19 protein-coding genes are annotated in these 17,885 nt (G+C 60.3%); 11 read left to right on the forward strand and 8 right to left on the reverse strand.

Annotated features, from left to right (window positions below; genetic code table 11):
* On the reverse strand, positions 1–1,185 hold the full coding sequence (locus IB245_RS22615; RefSeq protein ID WP_192228702.1) for a cyanate transporter: 1,185 nt from the start codon (positions 1,183–1,185) through the stop codon (positions 1–3).
* Positions 1,186–1,734: 549 nt separating this feature from the next.
* On the opposite strand from IB245_RS22615, the gene IB245_RS22620 reads away from it, so the two are divergent.
* From IB245_RS22620 to IB245_RS22645, 6 genes are all read left to right on the forward strand, one after another.
* The gene (locus IB245_RS22620) at positions 1,735–3,117 is read left to right on the forward strand and encodes a glutamine synthetase family protein (RefSeq protein WP_008034959.1); all 1,383 of its coding nucleotides are present in this window, start codon (positions 1,735–1,737) and stop codon (positions 3,115–3,117) included.
* Positions 3,118–3,285: 168 nt separating this feature from the next.
* Entirely contained in the window at positions 3,286–4,935 is a 1,650-nt protein-coding gene (locus IB245_RS22625; RefSeq protein ID WP_192228703.1) for a phosphoethanolamine transferase, read from the forward strand.
* A 73-nt stretch (positions 4,936–5,008) separates the two neighbouring features.
* Positions 5,009–5,671 (forward strand): class I SAM-dependent methyltransferase, encoded by a 663-nt coding sequence (locus tag IB245_RS22630; protein ID WP_192228704.1) that lies wholly within the window; start codon positions 5,009–5,011, stop codon positions 5,669–5,671.
* 123 nt (positions 5,672–5,794) lie between these two features.
* Positions 5,795–6,928, forward strand: a complete 1,134-nt coding sequence (gene rnd, locus IB245_RS22635) for a ribonuclease D (protein ID WP_008034962.1) — start codon at positions 5,795–5,797, stop codon at positions 6,926–6,928.
* Positions 6,925–7,218 (forward strand): YcgL domain-containing protein, encoded by a 294-nt coding sequence (locus IB245_RS22640; RefSeq protein WP_008036150.1) that lies wholly within the window; start codon positions 6,925–6,927, stop codon positions 7,216–7,218. Before rnd ends, IB245_RS22640 begins: the two co-directional genes overlap by 4 nt.
* 120 nt (positions 7,219–7,338) lie before the next feature.
* Positions 7,339–8,271 carry a D-2-hydroxyacid dehydrogenase gene (locus IB245_RS22645; protein ID WP_192228705.1) on the forward strand — a complete coding sequence of 311 codons (933 nt, stop codon included), beginning with the start codon at positions 7,339–7,341 and terminating at the stop codon, positions 8,269–8,271.
* A 126-nt stretch (positions 8,272–8,397) separates the two neighbouring features.
* On the opposite strand, the gene IB245_RS22650 is transcribed toward IB245_RS22645, so the two are convergent.
* Entirely contained in the window at positions 8,398–8,991 is a 594-nt protein-coding gene (locus tag IB245_RS22650) for a nitroreductase family protein (RefSeq protein WP_008034969.1), read from the reverse strand.
* Between the two features lie 165 nt (positions 8,992–9,156).
* Here IB245_RS22650 and IB245_RS22655 point away from each other — a divergent pair, with 165 nt between their 5' ends.
* Together IB245_RS22655 and IB245_RS22660 are read left to right on the forward strand one after the other, a co-directional pair.
* The gene (locus IB245_RS22655; protein ID WP_008034970.1) at positions 9,157–9,606 is read left to right on the forward strand and encodes a YcgN family cysteine cluster protein; all 450 of its coding nucleotides are present in this window, start codon (positions 9,157–9,159) and stop codon (positions 9,604–9,606) included.
* Between the two features lie 18 nt (positions 9,607–9,624).
* Entirely contained in the window at positions 9,625–10,854 is a 1,230-nt protein-coding gene (locus IB245_RS22660; RefSeq protein ID WP_192228706.1) for a hypothetical protein, read from the forward strand.
* A 112-nt stretch (positions 10,855–10,966) separates the two neighbouring features.
* On the opposite strand, the gene IB245_RS22665 is transcribed toward IB245_RS22660, so the two are convergent.
* The 4 genes from IB245_RS22665 to IB245_RS22680 form a co-directional block, all read right to left on the reverse strand.
* Entirely contained in the window at positions 10,967–11,344 is a 378-nt protein-coding gene (locus tag IB245_RS22665) for a DUF2892 domain-containing protein (RefSeq protein WP_192228707.1), read from the reverse strand.
* A gap of 91 nt (positions 11,345–11,435) precedes the next feature.
* Positions 11,436–11,906 carry an RNA methyltransferase gene (locus IB245_RS22670; RefSeq protein WP_008034973.1) on the reverse strand — a complete coding sequence of 157 codons (471 nt, stop codon included), beginning with the start codon at positions 11,904–11,906 and terminating at the stop codon, positions 11,436–11,438.
* Between the two features lie 213 nt (positions 11,907–12,119).
* Complete coding sequence (locus tag IB245_RS22675; RefSeq protein WP_008034789.1) at positions 12,120–12,491, reverse strand: YajD family HNH nuclease; 372 nt, start codon at positions 12,489–12,491, stop codon at positions 12,120–12,122.
* A gap of 48 nt (positions 12,492–12,539) precedes the next feature.
* Positions 12,540–13,226, reverse strand: coding sequence for a spermidine synthase (locus tag IB245_RS22680; RefSeq protein WP_150634630.1), 687 nt, complete (start codon positions 13,224–13,226; stop codon positions 12,540–12,542).
* A gap of 92 nt (positions 13,227–13,318) precedes the next feature.
* On the opposite strand from IB245_RS22680, the gene IB245_RS22685 reads away from it, so the two are divergent.
* A complete protein-coding gene (locus tag IB245_RS22685) occupies positions 13,319–13,609 on the forward strand; it encodes a hypothetical protein (RefSeq protein WP_192228708.1) in 291 nt (96 codons plus the stop codon).
* Here the strand turns inward: IB245_RS22685 and IB245_RS22690 are convergent.
* On the reverse strand, positions 13,606–14,079 hold the full coding sequence (locus IB245_RS22690) for a cyclic nucleotide-binding domain-containing protein (protein WP_008035048.1): 474 nt from the start codon (positions 14,077–14,079) through the stop codon (positions 13,606–13,608). The two genes, IB245_RS22685 and IB245_RS22690, sit on opposite strands and share 4 nt — an antisense overlap.
* Positions 14,080–14,271: 192 nt before the next feature.
* Positions 14,272–16,326 carry a S9 family peptidase gene (locus tag IB245_RS22695; protein ID WP_192228709.1) on the reverse strand — a complete coding sequence of 685 codons (2,055 nt, stop codon included), beginning with the start codon at positions 16,324–16,326 and terminating at the stop codon, positions 14,272–14,274.
* 244 nt (positions 16,327–16,570) lie between these two features.
* Here IB245_RS22695 and IB245_RS22700 point away from each other — a divergent pair, with 244 nt between their 5' ends.
* Together IB245_RS22700 and IB245_RS22705 are read left to right on the forward strand one after the other, a co-directional pair.
* Complete coding sequence (locus tag IB245_RS22700; protein ID WP_192228710.1) at positions 16,571–17,068, forward strand: MFS transporter; 498 nt, start codon at positions 16,571–16,573, stop codon at positions 17,066–17,068.
* A gap of 30 nt (positions 17,069–17,098) precedes the next feature.
* A complete protein-coding gene (locus IB245_RS22705) occupies positions 17,099–17,875 on the forward strand; it encodes a class II glutamine amidotransferase (protein ID WP_008035054.1) in 777 nt (258 codons plus the stop codon).
* Positions 17,876–17,885 lie beyond the last annotated feature (10 nt).

Here is a 17,885-nt window from a genome sequence, read left to right on the forward strand (position 1 = left end):
TCAGTGAATGTGGCGGGCGTAGTGCCGCGGGTTGAAGCGCAGGACCATCAACATCATCAGCGCCATGACGCCGGTGAGCGACCACCAGGCCCATTCGAAACTGCCGAGTTGATCGCGGATGATCCCGGCAATCAGCGGCGAGAGGCCGGCGATCAGGTAGCCGATGCCTTGGACGAAAGCCGTCAGCCCGCCCGCACGTTGCGGGTTGTCCAGATGATCCAGCGACACGATCAGGCTCATCGGGAACAGTCCGCCGATGCCCAGCCCCAGCAGGCACGGCCACAACAGACTCAGGTGTTGCGGGCTCACTATCAGCCCGCAGAAACCGGCCATGATCAGCGCCAGCAACACCATCAGCACCAGGCGACGGTCACGGCTGCGGTTGGCGATCGCAGGCGTCAGCAGGCCGGACAGTACTTCCATGGCCGTGAGGAAACCTAACAACAAACCGGCGTTTTGTTCGCTCCAGCCTTTTTCCACGTAGTACGGCGCCAGCCAGGCCAGCACACAGGTGTAGGACGCTGTGCCCAGACCAAAGAAGATGGCGAGTAACCAGGCGCGGGAATTGGCGAAGAACGACCTGTTTCGTTGCTCATGAGCGGGCAGTGCCGGCATCGCCGCGCGTTGGCCGAGCCAGAAGAGTAGCGCCGCCAACGCCAGGATCGACCAGATCGCCAGGCCTCCCCGCCAACTGTCGGTGCGCATCATCACCAGCGGCGCGAAGGACGCGGCGAGGGCGGCGCCACCCATGATCGATGTGACGTAGAGGCCCATGCACACGGAAACGTTGTCGCTGAAACGCGACTTGATCAGCGTCGGCATCAACGCCTGAATCAGCGCGATACCGACACCTGCCAGAACGGCGCTGAGGATCAGTTCGGCCGCGGAGTCGAGGAACAGGCGCGACACTGTCGCCAGGCCGATGATCAGCAACGACACCACCACCGTGCGCTGTTCGCCAAGCCATTGGCTGACGCTGAGGCCGAAGAACATCGCCAATCCCATGGCCATCACCGGCAGCATGGTCAGCAGCGACGCCAGGCTGAAACTCAGCGGGATGTCGCCGCGAATCGCCGAGAGCAAAGGGCCGACCGCGGCCATGGACGGGCGCAGGTTCAGGGCGACGAGCATGATGCTGATCATCAACCAGAAGGCAGGGCGAGAAGTGGCGCGGACGTTTTCCATCGATTGGACCTTGAATGACAGGGCCCGATTAGGCGCGAGAGGCCTGGAAGCCGCAAATCAGAAAGTCCGTCGCAGTATTTAAAAATCAAATACCTCTGCCTTGCACAGATCCCCTGTGGGAGCGGCGGTGCGGCGATCCGACTTGCTCGCGAAGACGCTGTGTCAGTCACCATATATATCGACTGTCACGCCGCCTTCGCGAGCAGGCTCGCTCCTACAGGGATCTGTGTGGCGGCAGCCACATAGGGTATAGGGTGGCTGGTTGATTGTTTAGCCAACCCACAACCAAAGTTCTTCAAATCCCGATTTAACGACTTAACCAGCCATGTGACGCTGCTGCTCATCTGTCTACTGCGGTCTTCTTTATGGACGATTGTCCAGTCGCACTTCCTTCCGAACTCGCCTTCTGGGCGTTGTGGCATTGCCGTCACGCGCGCCCACCGGATTCCTGCCTTTCCCGTTGATTGTTCCTACAGGTCCTGCGCTGTGCGCCGGGATCAAACCGGCAGCGCCTGCGCGTTTGCCTGACGCGGAAACAAGAGAATTCCTATGAGTTGTGCCACGACCTCCTTCGCCACGAAACAAGAAGCCCTGACTTTTCTGGAACAGAATCCGGATATCGAGATGTTCGAGTTGTTCATCCTCGACAACAACGGTGTGCCTCGGGGCAAGTTGTTGCATCGCGATGAACTGCTGGCGGTCTACGAAAGCGGTCGCCCCCTGCCAAGCACTATCCTGGGCCTGACCATCAACGGCGATGACGTGGAAAACTCCGGTCTGGTCTGGGACGTGGGGGATATCGATTGCCGGGCCTACCCGATCAGCGGCAGCCTGACGCGCATGCCATGGCGATTGATTCCGACGGCGGCGGTGCAGGTCAGCATGCACCCGAAGGAGGGCATGCCGGCGACCATCGCCGACCCGCGGCACCTGTTGGCGAAGGTGATCGAAGGCTTGCAGGCGGACGGTTATTACCCGGTGATGGCCGCGGAGCTGGAGTTTTATCTGCTGGATCAGCAGCGCGACAGCAATGGTCGGCCGCAACCGGCGCGGGATGTCGATGGCGGGCGCCCGCGCGCAACTCAAGTCTATGGTTTGCGTGAACTGGAGCAGATCGAGCCGTTTCTGGCGGATCTCTACAACGCCTGCAAACTCCAGGGTATCCCGGCGCGCACGGCGATTTCCGAATACGCGCCGGGGCAGGTGGAAATCACCCTTGAGCATCGCACCGACGCCTTGCAGGCGATGGACGAAGCCGTGCGCTACAAGCGCCTGGTCAAGGGCGTGGCGCACAAGCACGGGATGACCGCGTGCTTCATGGCCAAACCGTTCGATGACCTGGCCGGCACGGGCATGCATATGCACGTCAGCCTCGCGGACAAGGACGGCAACAACCTGTTCGCCAGCGAAGCCGCAGACGGTACGCCGCTGCTTAAACAGGCGGTTGGCGGGATGCTCAGTACCTTGCTCGATTCGTTGTTGCTGTTCTGTCCGAACGCCAACTCCTACCGTCGCTTCCAGACCAACAGCTACGCGCCGCTGGCGGCCACCTGGGGCGTGGACAATCGCACCGTGAGTCTACGCGTGCCAGGCGGGCCGGCATTCTCGCGGCACATCGAACATCGCATTTGCGGCGCCGACGCCAACCCGTACCTGGCGGCTGCGGCGATTCTGGCGGGTATCCATCGCGGCATTCGCGAACAACTGGACCCAGGTGCGCCCGTGGAAGGCAATGGTTACGCCCAGGCCACGGAACTGCTGCCCACCGACTGGCTGACCACCTTGCGCGCACTGGAAGGTTCGGGCTGGGCGCGAGAGGCCTTTGGCAGAGAATTTCTGGGTGTTTACCTCGCGGTGAAGCGTGCCGAGTATCGTCAATTCATGGGCGAGGTCGGTGAGCAGGATTGGCGTTGGTACCTGAACCAGGCCTGAACCATTCTCAAATACAACTGAAGATTTAGTTAAACGCCTTAAGCCAACTAATCGTTGGCTTCTTTTTCACAAAAAATTGATGGTTGGCTACTTAAAATTAGTGCTGTCGCGGTCAATGAAATTTTCACATTGGCCGACGGCACTTCTTTTCAGGAACAGCCGATTATCATGTGGAAACTCAAAGCCGTTCGCCCCGAGTGGGTGACGTTGATTGCCAGTGCCTTTTTATTGACAGGCTTTAATTTGGTGCTCTGGCAACATTTGTTTGAAATCACCGCGTTCGACGGTCAAGGCATCGTCATGCGCGTGGCTTTTGGCTTGATGATTCTGGCTGCTTTCAACATTGTATTGACCTTGCTGGCGTTCCGCCCGCTGCTGAAACCGGTCTTGACCCTGCTCTTCATGATCAGCGCCGGGGTGGCGTATTTCATGGGGCAATACGGTGCACTTATTGATACCGGCATGTTGCGTAACTTTGCGCAAACCAATGCCACGGAAGTGCGTGACTTACTCTCGATAAAGTTACTTGTTTATATTGTTCTGCTCGGGGTTTTACCCTCGTGGTTGTTGTGGGAAACGCCAATTAATTACCGCCGCTGGCACCGTGAGTTGCTCAGTAAAGTACTGGTAGGTGTTGCGTCGGTGGCGGTGATCGGTGGCGTCGCACTGGTCAACTATCAGGGCCTGTCCTCACTGTTTCGCAATCACCATGAATTGCGTTTGATGGTGGTCCCGAGTAACTACATCGGCGCCTCGTTCAGCTACCTGCGTGAGCAAGTCGCTTCGGCCCATCAGCCTTTCGTTAAAATCGGTGAGGACGCCGAGAGAAATCCGACCTGGCAAGCGCACAGCCGCAAATCCCTGACCGTGCTGGTGGTCGGTGAAAGTGCCCGGGCCGAGAACTTCGGTGTGCTGGGTTATAACCGTGACACCACGCCAAAACTGGATAAAGAAGCCGGCCTGATCGCGTTCACCGATGTGCATTCCTGCGGTACTGAAACGGCCGTGTCGGTGCCCTGCATGTTTTCCAACATGGGCCGCAAGGACTACAACGCGAGCAAGGCCAAGAATGAAGAAGGCCTGCTGGATGTGCTCAAGCGTGCAGGCCTGGAGGTGATATGGCGCGATAACCAGTCAGGCTGCAAAGGCACGTGCGACCGCGTCACCCTCGACGATGTCAGTAACCTGAAAGACCCGGTGCTCTGCGCCAATAGTGAATGCCGCGATGAAATTCTCCTGCAAGGTTTGCAGCACTTCATCGACACCCTGGATAAAGACACGGTATTGGTGTTGCACCAGATGGGCAGTCATGGCCCGGAGTATTTCAAGCGCTACCCGAAAGAGTACGAACGCTTTACGCCGGTGTGTGAAAGTAATGCCCTGAATAATTGCAGTCGCGAAAGTATCGTCAATGGTTACGACAACACCCTCGTTTACACCGACCACGTGCTGTCGACCCTGATTGATCTGTTGCGCAGCAACCAGGACAAAGTTGATACCGCGATGCTCTACCTGTCGGACCACGGCGAATCCCTGGGCGAATACAACCTGTTCCTCCACGGTACGCCTTACATGCTGGCACCGGAGCAACAGAAGCATGTTGCGATGCTGGCCTGGTTCTCTGACAGCTATCAAAAGTCGTTCTCGGTGGACACACACTGCCTGCAATTGAGCCGTGAGAAGCCGCTGAGCCAGGACAACCTGTTCCATTCGATGCTCGGTCTGCTGGAGGTCAACAGTAAGGTCTACAACCAGGATCTGGACCTGTTTGCCGGCTGCCGTGGTGCGGTGATCGACGGCGTCTTGGCCAAAGAGTGAGGGTAACGACCTTTTTTTCACGTATCGGCCGCTAACCTGCGGCCGGTAGATTTTCCTACAAGAGCAATCACACATGTCCCCTCAACCCCCATCTGCCTTCGAGCTTGAGTTCGCCCGGCGCTATGACCAGGAACACGCCCGCGTCTGCATGCAGCCGCGTCCGCGTGGCCTGGCCGGGCGCCTGGCGTTCTGGCGGGACGAGCAGTTGGTGCGCAACGCGCTCAAGGTGGCCGGCGAGCCGGGGTTGATTCTTGACGTTGCTTGCGGGGCCGGACGTTTCTGGCCGGTGCTGGCCGAACATGCTAACCGGGTGATCCTGGCGTCCGATCCGTCGCAGGACATGCTCGATCACGCCCCGATCCATCATCCGCAAGAGCTGCTGAAACGGGTCAAGACCTTTCAGAGTTCGGCGTTCGCCATCGGCTTGTCGGCGAATGCGGTGGACTGCATTTTTTGCATGCAACTGTTTCAGCACATCGCCTGCGCCGAGCATCGGTCAGCCATGCTCGGTGAGTTCCACCGGGTCAGCCGCGACACCGTGATTGTCGCGGTGCGGGTCGAAGCTCATTTCAAACGCCGGCAACCCGATGCACAAGGCACTCATGCCCGGCATCTGGCCAGTAAGGCCGAGGTGGAAGCCGAGTTCAAACAGGCCGGGTTCCGTTTACTCAGCCATCAGGATTTCCTGCCCGGTTGCACGCGGATGCGCGTCTACGTGCTGCGTAAGGCCAGATAACCTCCCTCCGTCAGACTATTCTTGCTAACAAGCAGGTGTTTTCGCTAAAGCTCTTGTTCAGTGGAGGCGCGGAAATCGCCGGGGGCGATATATACTGCGCGCCATTCTTCAAGGGAGAGCCGTGTGGCCATCGATATTCACTGGATTCGCGACAACGATAGCCTCGGCCGGTTTTGCGCCGAGTGGCAGCAGCTGCCCTACGTTGCCCTCGACACCGAATTCATGCGGGTCGACACCTTTTATCCGATCGCGGGTTTGCTGCAGATCGGCGATGGCGTACGCGCTTACCTGATTGACCCGTTGACCATCGACAACTGGCAACCCCTGGCCGCGTTGCTGGAAAACCCGGCCGTGGTCAAAGTCGTCCACGCGTGCAGCGAAGACCTCGAAGTGTTGCTGCGCCTGACCGGCAGCCTGCCGGCGCCGCTGTTCGACACGCAATTGGCCGCCGCCTACCTGAACCTCGGTTTCTCCATGGGGTATTCGCGGTTGGTGCAGGAAGTGCTCGGCATCGACCTGCCCAAGGGCGAGACCCGTTCCGATTGGCTGCAACGCCCGCTGTCCGACACCCAGATCAGCTACGCCGCCGAAGACGCCTTGCACCTGGCAGAAGTTTTCGTACAGCTTCGTCCGAAGCTGTCTGACGACAAATACGCCTGGGTCCTGGAAGACGGCGCCGAGCTGGTGGCCAACCTGCGTCGTGAAGTCGACCCGTACGAGGTTTACCGCGAAGCGAAACTGGCCTGGAAGTTGTCTCGCGCTCAGCTCGCCGTTTTGCGTGAACTCTGTGCCTGGCGTGAGCGCGAGGCCCGCGCCCGTGATCTGCCGCGCAATCGCATCATCCGTGAACATTCCCTGTGGCCGCTGGCGCGCACGCAACCGGACAACCTCGGGGCGTTGGCGAAAATCGAAGACATGCACCCGCGTACCGTGCGTCAGGACGGCGAATTTCTGCTTGATCTGATCAAGCGCTCTGGCAGTGTGTCGCCAGATCAATGGCCGCCTGCCGTGCCGGAACCGTTGCCGGTGGATGCTGCCGCACTGATCAAACAGTTGCGTGCACTCGGCCAGGCCGAAGCCGAGCGACTGAACGTCGCGCCGGAACTGATGCTGCGCAAGAAAACCCTGGAAGCGCTGCTCAAGAGCGGCTTCCCCAATGGTCCTTACCAATTGCCTGATTCGCTGCGTGGCTGGCGCCGCGAATTGATGGGCCAGGCGCTGCTCGACAGCCTGGCCACCGCCGGAGAACAGCCTTGAAACGTATTTGCTCCATCTATCGAAGCCTGAAGAAAAACGAGATGTACCTCTATGTGCTCAAAAGCGATGCATTGGAGCGCGTTCCGGAGAGTCTGATGGCCGCTTTCGGCAAACCTCACCACGCGTTTGACCTGGTGCTGACCCCCGAGCGCAAGCTGTCGCGCGAGGACATCACCGTGGTGCTGGAAAACCTCGACAAGCAGGGCTATCACCTGCAAATGCCGCCGGCCGAAGACGAATACATCGAACACTTGCCGGAAGAGTTGTTGCGACGCAACGACCCGATGTAGTCGGCAGACAGGCTCTGTTCAGAGCCTTTATGAAAAACTGGAATGATTTTGGCGATGGCCGCAACGAGGGAGCGATACTCCCTCGGCGGCCGTCTGCACTGCTTTTGAAAGGTTTGAACCATGCGCGTTCTGATTGCTGAACACGACCACCCTGTGTATGCCCAACTGTTGCGTCAGGCAGCACCTGATCTGGAAGTGCTGACCAGCGGTGACTCCGCCGAACTGGCCAGTCAGGCTGCCGATTGCCCGATCTGGCTGGGTCAGCCGGACCTCCTGGCCACTCTGTTGCGTCAGGGCCACCAGCCACAATGGTTGCAGTCGACGTGGGCCGGGATCACGCCGCTGCTGGCCGACGGTTTGCCGCGCCACTATCGCCTGACTCGCGCTGTCGGGATTTTCGGTCAGGTCATGGCTGAATACGTGCTGACCTACATGCTCGGCCACGAACGCGAAGTGCTGCCGCGCTTGGTCAGTCAGGTCGAGCGCAAATGGGACAGCCGTCAGGGCCAAAGCCTGGCAGGGCGCAAGGTCTTGATCGTCGGCACCGGCGATATCGGCCAGACCGTCGCGCAGTTTCTGCTGCCGTTTGGCGTCGAGTTGTATGGCATCGCCAGCGAAGCCCGCGAGCAGGCTCCGTTTGTCGAAGTGGGGGCGCTGACCGACTTGCCGCGCCTGGTCGGTGAAGTGGATTACGTGATCAATCTGCTGCCGAACACCCCGAGCACCCACGACTTGTATAACGCAGCGCTGTTCAAGCAATTCAAGCCGACCGGGTTGTTCATCAATGTCGGGCGCGGCGTGGCGGTGGTCGATGCGGATCTGGTGGAAGCCTTGAAGGAAGGGCATCTGGCGGGCGCGGTGATCGACGTCTGCCGTCAGGAGCCGCTGCCGCAACGTCATCCGTTCTGGACGGCCTGGGGCCTGCTGCTGACCGGCCACAGCTCCGCACCAACGTCGCCGACGATGATGGTGAAGTTGTTTGTCGAGAATTTGCGGGCGTATCAGGCGGGTGAGGCGTTGCGCGGCGAAGTGGATTTCAATCGCGGGTATTGAGCCCACTGCAATAAAAAATGTGGGAGCGGGCTTGCTCGCGAAAGCGGTGTGTCAGTCGACATTAACTCTGTCAGGTACACCGCTTTCGCGAGCAAGCCCGCTCCCACATTGGTTTTGCGGTGTGGCTTAGAGGGTGAAGTCGCCTTCAGCCGCCAACTCGCTCAACGGACGACGCGGGCTTGGCTCTTCACGGGCTTGCAGGTAATCCGCCAGCGTCGCCTTGTCCCCCAGCTTGCCCACCGCCACTGCCGCGTGCAGTGCGTAACCTTCGGGAATGTTCAGCTCCTTGCGGGTCAGTTCCTGATCGAAACCGGCCATGCCGTGAGTGTGCCAGCCGCTGATGCTCGCTTGCAGCGCCAGGTGGCCCCAGGCAGAACCGGTGTCGAAGGTGTGCCACAGCGCCGGGGTTTCTTCAGTGGCGCCGGGCGCCGTGAAGGTGGTTTTCGAGATCACGATCACCAGCGCCGAGGCGTGTTGCGCCCAGCTGCGGTTGAACTCGTTCAGCAGGCCCAGGTAACGCTCCCAGTTCGGCGTATCGCGGCGCGCGTAGAGAAACCGCCAAGGCTGCGAGTTGTAGGCCGATGGCGCCCAGCGTGCGGCTTCAAAGAAGCTCAGCAGGGTTTCCTCGGAGATAGCCTCGCCGGTGAAGGCGCGGGGCGACCAGCGATCGGTGAATTGAGGGTGGATGGCATAATCGGCAACGCGTGGATTGGCACTCATCAATAGATTCCTTGCTACGTTTGAAAGTGAGGGGCGACGCGAAACCCTACTGGGCAGCGCAAAAACTGACAAGCGCGTTCTACCGGCAGTCGCCAATGCTTGGCCCGCAACGGCCTTGGCACTAGACTGGCGGCCTTTTCACCACCTGATGTTGATGCTTGAGCCATGGCCGCCAAAGTCGAACCGTTCTGGATACGCAAAACCCTCGATCAACTCGATCAAGAGGAATGGGAATCGCTGTGCGACGGTTGTGGCCTGTGCTGCCTGCAAAAGCTTGAGGATGAAGACGACAACAGCGTTTATTACACGCGCATCGCCTGCAAACTGCTGGACCTGAAAACCTGCCAGTGCAGCGATTACCCCAACCGTCGTGAATTTGTGCCGGACTGCATTCAGCTCACACCGGGCAAGGCCGATGAGTTCAAATGGCTGCCGCCGACCTGCGGTTATCGCCTGGTCAGCGAGGGCAAGGATTTGCCACTCTGGCACCATCTGGTGTGCGGTGATCGCGATGCCGTGCATCACGAACGTATTTCCCAGTCCGGGCGCATGCTCGCCGAAGGCAGCGTGCCCGAGGACGATTGGGAAGACCATCTGATTTTCCGCGCAGGTTAGTTTTACAAGGGAGTGTGTATGGCTGTGGGATTGCGGCTGGCGTTGGCCGTTGGGCTGCTGGCCCTGAGTTCGTCGGTGTGGGCGGCGAAAAAAGTCGATCTGGATTACCACGTGCGCCTGTTGCCGCAAAGCGATCAGGCTGAAGTGCGCCTGACGCTGGCCCAGGGTTCGGCGGTGCGCAGTCTGGATTTCGACCTTGGCGACGGCAGCCATTACAGCGACTTCAAGGCCGACGGCCAATGGCAACTCACGCCGGGCAAAGAGGCCCGGGGTGTCTGGCGCCCGGCGGCCGACAAGGCCAGCCTGACCTACCGCGTGCGCATCAGCCACGGTCGCAAGAGCGGCAGCTTCGACACGCGCATGACCCCGACCTGGGCGCTGATGCGCGGCGACGACCTGGTACCGGCCGCCAGACTCGATCAGCAGGACGGCATCGAATTGGTGTCACGCCTTGAATTCGAATTGCCCAGCGGATGGAAAAGCGTCGAAACCGCCTGGCCGCGGATCGGCAAGAACAAATTCCGCATCGACAACGTCTCGCGCCTGTTCGACCGGCCAACCGGCTGGATGCTCGCCGGTCACCTCGGCAGTCGTCGCACCCGGCTTGGGGAAACCGAAGTCACCGTCGCCTCGCCTCAGGGCCAGGGCATGCGCCGCATGGACGTGCTGACGCTGCTGACGTTCGTCTGGCCGCAAGTGCAGGCCGTGTTTCCGCGTCATCCCGCCAAATTGCTGATCGTCGGCGCCAACGACCCGATGTGGCGCGGCAGTCTGGCGGCGCGAGAATCGATCTATCTGAATTCGCGTCTGCCACTGGTCAGCGAAAGTGGCAGCAGCGCGCTGGTGCGTGAGCTGGCCCAGGTGTTCGGGCGCATCAACGACAAGCAGCGCAGCGACTGGATCAGCGAAGGCTTTGCCGAGTATTACGCCATCGAACTGGTGCGCCGCGCCGGTGGCATGAGTGATGAGCGGTATGAGAGTTTGCACAAGAAGTTGGCCAAGGATAGCCAGAAGGTCACGACGTTGCGGGGCGAGCAGATCAGCCCGGCACAGATTGGCAAAGCGGTTCTATTGCTGAGTGAACTGGATCAGGAGATCCGTATCAAGACCCGCAACAAGCGCTCGCTCGATGATGTGTTGCGCGGGGCGATGCACCTGGAGAGTGTGGATACCAAGGAATTCGTTCAACTGGCCGAGAGCGTGATTGGCGAGTCCTCGAAAGTCCTCGATAACGATTTGATTCAGTGACACCGCTATCGCTAGCAGGCTAGCTCCCACACTGGGGCTTCGTCGTACACGGGACCAATGTGGGAGCTAGCCTGCTAGCGAAGAGGCCACAAGCCTCAACGGATATTTCGGATCAAACCCCGGCTTTCGGCGACTTCAACGAATCATTCCCGGTCACGGTGGCGGTTTTGGTCGCTGCCTCGGCGTTCGCCTTCAACCGAGCCAGGTCTTCCCCGGCACGCTCGATCTTCGCCCGCACGTTGTTCATGTCCTGACGGCTCTTCTCCAGCAGGCTCTTGGCCGAGCTGTGGCCAGTGATGCCACGGGCCAGCGCCACGCCACCGATCGCCACCTGGATCAATCCGAAAATACCGCCGCGACGCAGGCCTTTGCCCACCATCACCAGGCCGCCGGCGACGGAGCCTGCGCGTTCCCAACCGTGGACGTTATGCTCGGAAGGACTCTGGAACGGGGTGGATTCGATGCGCTCCACGCGTTTGAGTTCGCTCATGATCTGTCTCCTGCTGGAAGGACTGCTTCAAGAATACATAATTAAGCTGACTGCCGAGGCGGGCGGCTTGTTCCATCGGATGTGCGTCGGTTCAGCGGAATTTCGGCCCGGAGCGGGTGTTGAGGCCCTTGGCCATACGGTCGTACAGCACGACATTGACGGTGGCCGCAAGGTTCATGCAACCGGTGGTCGGGATGTAGACCACGTCTTCGCACCAGTCGCGAATCTCTTTATCCAGCGAGCCGTCTTCCGGGCCGAAGATGTACAGCGCGCGATCCGGGTGGGTGTATTCCGGCAGCGAACGAGCGCCGTCGACCAGTTCCACGGCCACCGGTACACAGCCCAGCGGCAGGATTTTTTTCAGGTCGTCGATGCCGATCAGCGGAATGTCGTAGTGAACACGTTTGGTGTCGGTGACGAAGTCGGCGGCGCGGTCATAGCGCTTGCCGGTGTAGAACACGGACGCCACGTTGTAGCAGCCGGCGGCGCGCATGACCGAGCCGACGTTTTCCGGTGATTTTGGGTTGAACAAACCAATGCAGCTGTACCGTTTGTCTGCCACGAGCGGGGTGCCTTCGGGGAAAAAACGGCGATTATACGGGGATTGGGGGAGGGGGTGTCTGGTTTGAGATTGGTGGTGTCTGAACAATTGCTATCGCTAGCAGGCTAGCTCCCACTTTGGATCTTGGGTGTTCACAAACACTTATGTGCACAGAAGATCCCCCTGTGGGAGCTAGCCTGCTAGCGATGGGGCCAAGTCAGGCAATGAAGATATTCAGTCGTCTTTCTTCATCAACCCAGCCAACGCCGCAAACGGGTTATGCGTCGCCTTGGCAATCTTCGGCGTGCTCAACGAGCCCTCACCGAAATACTGCTGGTCGGTATACCGCGAGTGCTCGTTGTCGTGGCAATACAGGCACAACAATTCCCAGTTCGAACCATCCTGCGGGTTGTTGTCGTGGTTGTGGTCGCGGTGGTGCACGGTCAGTTCGCTCAGGCGCTTGCCGGAAAACTCACGGGCGCAGCGGCCGCACACGTGCGGGTACATCTTCAGGGCTTTGTCGCGGTAACCCATTTCCTTGTCGCGCTGGTTGTCGGCGAGGATGCGGTCCAGCTTCGAGGTGTTGGTCGGTGTTGACGAACTCATGGGTTCACCTTTGTAAAAGACTAATGACGGTTATGACGTAAGTTTAGCCTAGCCCTTGAGCTTCTCGGCAATCCAGATGGTGTGGCGGGTGCCCTTGTTGCCGTGGGCGAAGACCTGGACTTCCTCGGCCTTGAAGCCCGCCTTCTTCAGTTTGTCGGAAAACTGCTTGTCGGCGCTGGCCGACCAGACGGCCAGCACCCCTTTTGGGCGCAGGGCTTTGGCGCAGGCGCTCAGGCCGCCAGCGGAATAGAGCCAGCTGTTGGCTCTCTGGGTCAGGCCTTCCGGGCCGTTATCGACGTCGAGCATGATCGCATCGAAACCTTGCGGTTCGGCCTGCAGCACGTTCGCCACGTCTTCCATGCGAATCACCGTGCGTTTATCCAGCAGCGGGTTCCCGGCTTTCTCGCCCAGCGGCCCGCGATTCCACTCGACTACGCCCGGTACCAGTTCGGCGACCACCACCTCAGCGGTCTTGCCCAAATGCTTGAGGGCCGAGGCGAGGGTAAAGCCCATGCCCAGGCCACCAATCAATACCCGCGAATTCGGTCGTCCGGCGACCTTGCGGCAGGGGATCTCGGCCAGCGCATCTTCGGAGCCGTGCATGCGCGTATTCATCAATTGTCCACCGTCGCCGCCCTGGATCTTGATGACGAAATCCTCTCCGTATTCGAACAGGCACAGGGCACCGCCGTTTTCAGGGATAGGCGCGGTGTCGAGCAGAACGAAACGTTTCATGGGGTTCTCTTGAGGAGGAAGGGCATGGGGGAGGCAAACGAACGCAGTTGGGAGTAGCCTGCAAATAGACAACAAGGCTAACGGAGCCATTGATGAAGCGCACCATTCTAACGGTCATTGCCTTGGCCGCGCTCTCGATAACTGCAGTGCAGGCCCAAGAGCTGCAAACCATTCCGACCAGCCCGTCGCCGCTGCCCGGTTCGCCCGGTACTGCAACGCCGACGCCGTACCCGCAGATCACCCCCAACAGTGTGCCCAAAGTCGGGCCTGGCAGTGGCGGGCCGCCGCTGTTGCCGCCGATCATCGTGCCCAGCCCGCCCAAGGATCAGCCCTTGCCGGGGCTTGAGCAGAACCGCACGAAGATCAAGTCTCCCGGCGGTTAAACCTGCTGTGAAAGCAGTTGGCCATCGGCCATGCGCAGGCGTTTGGACAGGGAGACGGCGAGGGCGCGGATGATCTTGGCGGCGATTTTCGGCGCGTCGTTGAGCATCTTTTCCAGGGAATCCTTGCCCAGGTTCAGCAACTGGCAATTGCTCGCGGCTACGCAACTGGCGGAACGCCGTTCGCCATCGAGCACAGCCATCTCGCCGAACGCCCGACCGCTGCGCAGCGTGGCCATGGTCACCCGTTGTCCGTCGCTGTTGGTTTTTTGTACCGCGACCTGGCCGGTATGGATGATGCACATGAAACTGCCGGCATCGCCTTCGCGGAAGATCTCCTCGCCCTCGGCCACCGTGCTGATGCTGAAGTAGCCCGAGGCGGCGGCGAAGTCGGCGGGCAGCAGTTGATCGAACAGGCCACAGTCCATCAGCCAGTCGCGGATTTCGTTGTTCAGTAAGGTCGGTTCTGACATGTCGTCACGGTCTTTTTCTTTTGTCTTTACGGGATTATGGAGCGCTCTCTGTAGGAGCGAGGCTTGCCCGCGAAGAGGCCTTATCATTCAACATCCCTCTTGGCTGACACGCCGCCTTCGCGGGCAAGCCTCGCTCCTACAAGGGCAGGCTCGGCGTTCTGGTGTTAAGACCGAATCACCGAGCCAAGTTCCTCAGGCAATGCCCAAAACCCCGAAAACAAATGCGTATTCGAGTGCTACGTCACGCAATCCCTGATAACGGCCACTCATTCCGCCATGCCCGGCGCCCAATTCGGTCTTGAGCAGCAGTTGATGGGTATCGGTTTTGGTCGCGCGCAATTTCGCTACCCACTTCGCCGCTTCCCAGTACTGCACGCGACTGTCGTTGTAGCCGGCGATCACCAGCGTCGCCGGATACGCCTGCGCGGTGACGTTTTCGTACGGGGCGTAGGCCTTGATCCGATCATAAACGTCCGGCTCTTCAGGATTGCCCCACTCGTCGTATTCCGTGACGGTCAGCGGCAGGTCCGGGTCGAGCATCGTGTTCAACACATCGACGAACGGCACTTCGGCAATCGCCGCGCCGAACAGCTCCGGCCGCATGTTAAGCACCGCACCGATCAACAACCCGCCGGCACTGCCACCGCTGATCGCCAATTGCTGTGAGGTGGTGAAGCCGTTGGCGATCAGGTGCTCGGCGCAGGCAATGAAGTCGCTGAAGGTGTTGTGCTTGTGTTCCTGTTTGCCGGCGCGATACCAGGCTTCACCCAACTCGCCGCCGCCGCGCACGTGGGCGATGGCAAACGCCACGCCGCGGTCCAGCAGGCTCAGGCGCGCGTGGGAGAACCACGGGTCGAGGCTTTCGCCGTAGGCGCCGTAGCCGTACAGATAAAGGGGTGTCGGCTTGCCGAGGGCTTCGCGCTTGACCACCAGGCTGATCGGCACTTGCGTACCGTCCGGCGCAGTCGCCCAAAGACGCTGGCTGACATAGGCGTCGGCGTCGAACGGGCCGAGCACCGGGGTTTCCTTGAGCACTTTCTGTTCGCCGCTGACCAGGTCCAGTTGGCGGATTTGCGCCGGACGGTTCAATGCTTCATAGCGCAAGCGGATCCGCTCGCTGACGAATTCCAGGCTGTTTTGTACGTGCAGGCTGTAGGCCGCATCCGGCAATTGCACGCGGTAGCTCGGCAGGTCTTGCGGGTGAACCTCGATGATCGGCAAGCCGCCGACCCGCAGGCTCAGCGTCAGGGCGCCGGCGTTGAGGCTCATGCCGTCGATCATCGTGGTGTCGCTGTGGGGAATCAGGTTCTGCCAGTCGGCTTCGGTCGGCGCGACGCCGGTATCGACGGCCGTGTACAGGGCAAAGTTGATGCCGTCGCGGTTGGTGCGAATGAACCAGGTCCACTGGCCATCGAGAGCGCCGTGATCGACGTCGTACTCATGGTCTTCGACCCGTGGCGCCACGCAGGTAAACGCCTGTTGCGGCTGGAACGCGTCGAGCACCCAGACTTCGCTGGTGGTCTTGCTGCCCAGCGCCAGCAGCAATTGCTGCTCCGAGCTTGAGCGGTAGCAATGCATGAAGAAGCGGCCGTCCGGCTCATGGAACACTTCTTCGGCCGCCGTGCCGTCCAGCCGATAGCGGAACAGTTTGTGCGGGCGATGGGTGTCATCCAATTCGCCGAAGAACAGCGTCAGGCTGTCGTTGGCCCAGGTCATGCTGCCGTCGCAGTCGGCGAATTCCAGTTCGCTGACGCGGCCACTGGATAATTCCTTCACGAACAGCGTGTAAATCTCATCGCCCGTGGTGTCGAGGCTGTAGGCCAGGCGCTGGTGGTCCGGGCTGATGCTGAACGCGCCGAGGGAAAAGAAACCGCCGTTGGCCAGTTCGTTCGGGTCCAGCAGCAGCTGTTCCTGGCTTTCGTCGAGTTGCAGGCTGTCATCCGCCGGGCGCGGGCAGCGGTAGTGACGGGCGTATTCGTCGCCGGCGGTGGTACGCGTGTAATACAGATACGGGCCCCACGGGGAGGGCAGCGACAGGTCGGTTTCGAGAATCCGGCCCTTGATCTCTTCGAAGAGGGTTTCGCGCAGACCGGCCTGATCGGCGGTTTGCGCCTCTAGATAGCGGTTTTCAGCCTTGAGGTAATCGAGCACCACGTCGGTGTCGCGTTCCTGCAGCCAGGCATACGGGTCAGAACCTTCAGCCTTGTGGGCAATCGGGGCGCTGGTGATGTTGGCGGATTGGGGCATGAAGGGCTCTCGGGCGATGTACGGAATAGAGGGGTTCGCAGGCTATAGGCAAATGACGCAAATCCCTGTGGGAGCGAGCCTGCTCGCGAAAGCGGTGTGTCAGTCGCCATCAATGTTGCTGACAGGACGCCTTCGCCGGCAAGCCGGTCTCGCTCCCACAGTGTTTGTGCATAGCCGGCCGGCATTGGGGCAAGCCTGATGTGCGAAAAGTCGTTACTATAAGCGCCTCTTTGCCTGCCTTGCCATGGACACCATGACCGAGAACGACTATCTGATCGCTTGGGGCCTTTACGCCTTCGCCGCTTTAGGCTGCCTGTTGGTGTGGATGCGCATGACCCGCTGGATGTGGCGCTGGTTGCGCGAGCCTCTGCGACTGCTGGTCGCTGTGTTGCTGTTCAGCCCGACGATCATCGATCCGGTGAAGGAAAAAGTCGCACCGGCCATCGCCATTACCGCCCTCGATCTCGCGTTCAAGGTTGGCAACAATGCCTGGCGAGCGGTCTCCGACCTGTTCATGTACGGCATGATCGCCTTCGGCATTTACCTGGTGTTCGTGGCGATCCGTTTCCCGATCGAACGCGCTTCCAATGCTCGCAAGGAACGCACGGCAGCCGCCAAGGCTGCGGCCCGGGCCGACGACCCTGACGACGATCATCCTTTCGGCGGTGCCGGTGATGACCGTTACGGTCGTCCGCCGGTCCCGAGCAACCCTCAGCGTATGCGCGTCGAACCGCGTTTGTAACCTTGCCCCTGCCTTACAGAGAGTCCGAGCATGTGTGAGTTATTGGGCATGAGCGCCAATGTGCCGACCGATATCGTGTTCAGCTTTACCGGGCTGATGCAGCGCGGCGGCCGCACCGGCCCGCACCGTGACGGTTGGGGCATCGCCTTTTATGAAGGCCGCGGCCTGCGCCTGTTCCAGGACCCGGCGGCGAGCAGCGAGTCTGAAGTCGCCAACCTGGTGCAACGTTATCCGATCAAGAGCGAAGTGGTCATCGGCCATATCCGCCAGGCCAACGTCGGCAAAGTCTGCCTGTCCAACACCCATCCGTTCGTGCGCGAACTGTGGGGGCGCAACTGGTGTTTCGCCCACAACGGCCAACTGGCGGACTTTCAGCCGATCACCAGCTTTTATCGCCCGGTCGGCGATACCGACAGTGAAGCGGCGTTCTGCGATCTGCTCAACCGCGTACGCGCGGCGTTCCCGGAACCGGTAGAGATCGAAACACTGCTGCCGGATTTGGTAGCCGCGTGCGCCGAATACCGTAGCAAAGGCGTGTTCAACTGCCTGCTCAGCGACGGCGACTGGCTGTTCTGCTATTGCTCGACCAAATTGGCGCAGATTACCCGCCGTGCACCGTTCGGCCCGGCGCGCTTGAAGGATGTCGACGTGATCGTCGATTTCCAGGCCGAAACCACGCCCAACGACGTGGTCACGGTCATCGCCACCGAACCCCTGACCGAAAACGAAACCTGGACCCGCTACGAACCGGGCCAATGGAGCCTCTGGCGACGCGGTGAATGCGTCAGCCAGGGCAAGACCGAATAAGGATTCTCCC

Origin of the sequence: Pseudomonas sp. PDM02, from assembly GCF_014852285.1 — a bacterium.
Classification (GTDB): Bacteria; Pseudomonadota; Gammaproteobacteria; order Pseudomonadales; family Pseudomonadaceae; genus Aquipseudomonas; species Aquipseudomonas migulae.

Excerpts from the sequence above, each read along its gene's own strand:
- IB245_RS22675 (WP_008034789.1), bottom strand. The coding sequence starts at position 12,491 with ATGAGTTCGTCAACACCGACCAACACCTCGAAGCTGGACCGCATCCTC.
- IB245_RS22660 (WP_192228706.1), top strand. The coding sequence starts at position 9,625 with ATGGCTGTGGGATTGCGGCTGGCGTTGGCCGTTGGGCTGCTGGCCCTG.
- IB245_RS22650 (WP_008034969.1), bottom strand. The coding sequence starts at position 8,991 with ATGAGTGCCAATCCACGCGTTGCCGATTATGCCATCCACCCTCAATTC.
- IB245_RS22700 (WP_192228710.1), top strand. The coding sequence starts at position 16,571 with ATGGACACCATGACCGAGAACGACTATCTGATCGCTTGGGGCCTTTAC.
- IB245_RS22625 (WP_192228703.1), top strand. The coding sequence starts at position 3,286 with ATGTGGAAACTCAAAGCCGTTCGCCCCGAGTGGGTGACGTTGATTGCC.
- IB245_RS22680 (WP_150634630.1), bottom strand. The coding sequence starts at position 13,226 with ATGAAACGTTTCGTTCTGCTCGACACCGCGCCTATCCCTGAAAACGGC.
- IB245_RS22630 (WP_192228704.1), top strand. The coding sequence starts at position 5,009 with ATGTCCCCTCAACCCCCATCTGCCTTCGAGCTTGAGTTCGCCCGGCGC.
- IB245_RS22705 (WP_008035054.1), top strand. The coding sequence starts at position 17,099 with ATGTGTGAGTTATTGGGCATGAGCGCCAATGTGCCGACCGATATCGTG.
- IB245_RS22690 (WP_008035048.1), bottom strand. The coding sequence starts at position 14,079 with ATGTCAGAACCGACCTTACTGAACAACGAAATCCGCGACTGGCTGATG.
- IB245_RS22685 (WP_192228708.1), top strand. The coding sequence starts at position 13,319 with ATGAAGCGCACCATTCTAACGGTCATTGCCTTGGCCGCGCTCTCGATA.
- IB245_RS22655 (WP_008034970.1), top strand. The coding sequence starts at position 9,157 with ATGGCCGCCAAAGTCGAACCGTTCTGGATACGCAAAACCCTCGATCAA.
- IB245_RS22620 (WP_008034959.1), top strand. The coding sequence starts at position 1,735 with ATGAGTTGTGCCACGACCTCCTTCGCCACGAAACAAGAAGCCCTGACT.
- IB245_RS22645 (WP_192228705.1), top strand. The coding sequence starts at position 7,339 with ATGCGCGTTCTGATTGCTGAACACGACCACCCTGTGTATGCCCAACTG.
- IB245_RS22615 (WP_192228702.1), bottom strand. The coding sequence starts at position 1,185 with ATGGAAAACGTCCGCGCCACTTCTCGCCCTGCCTTCTGGTTGATGATC.
- IB245_RS22665 (WP_192228707.1), bottom strand. The coding sequence starts at position 11,344 with ATGAGCGAACTCAAACGCGTGGAGCGCATCGAATCCACCCCGTTCCAG.
- IB245_RS22695 (WP_192228709.1), bottom strand. The coding sequence starts at position 16,326 with ATGCCCCAATCCGCCAACATCACCAGCGCCCCGATTGCCCACAAGGCT.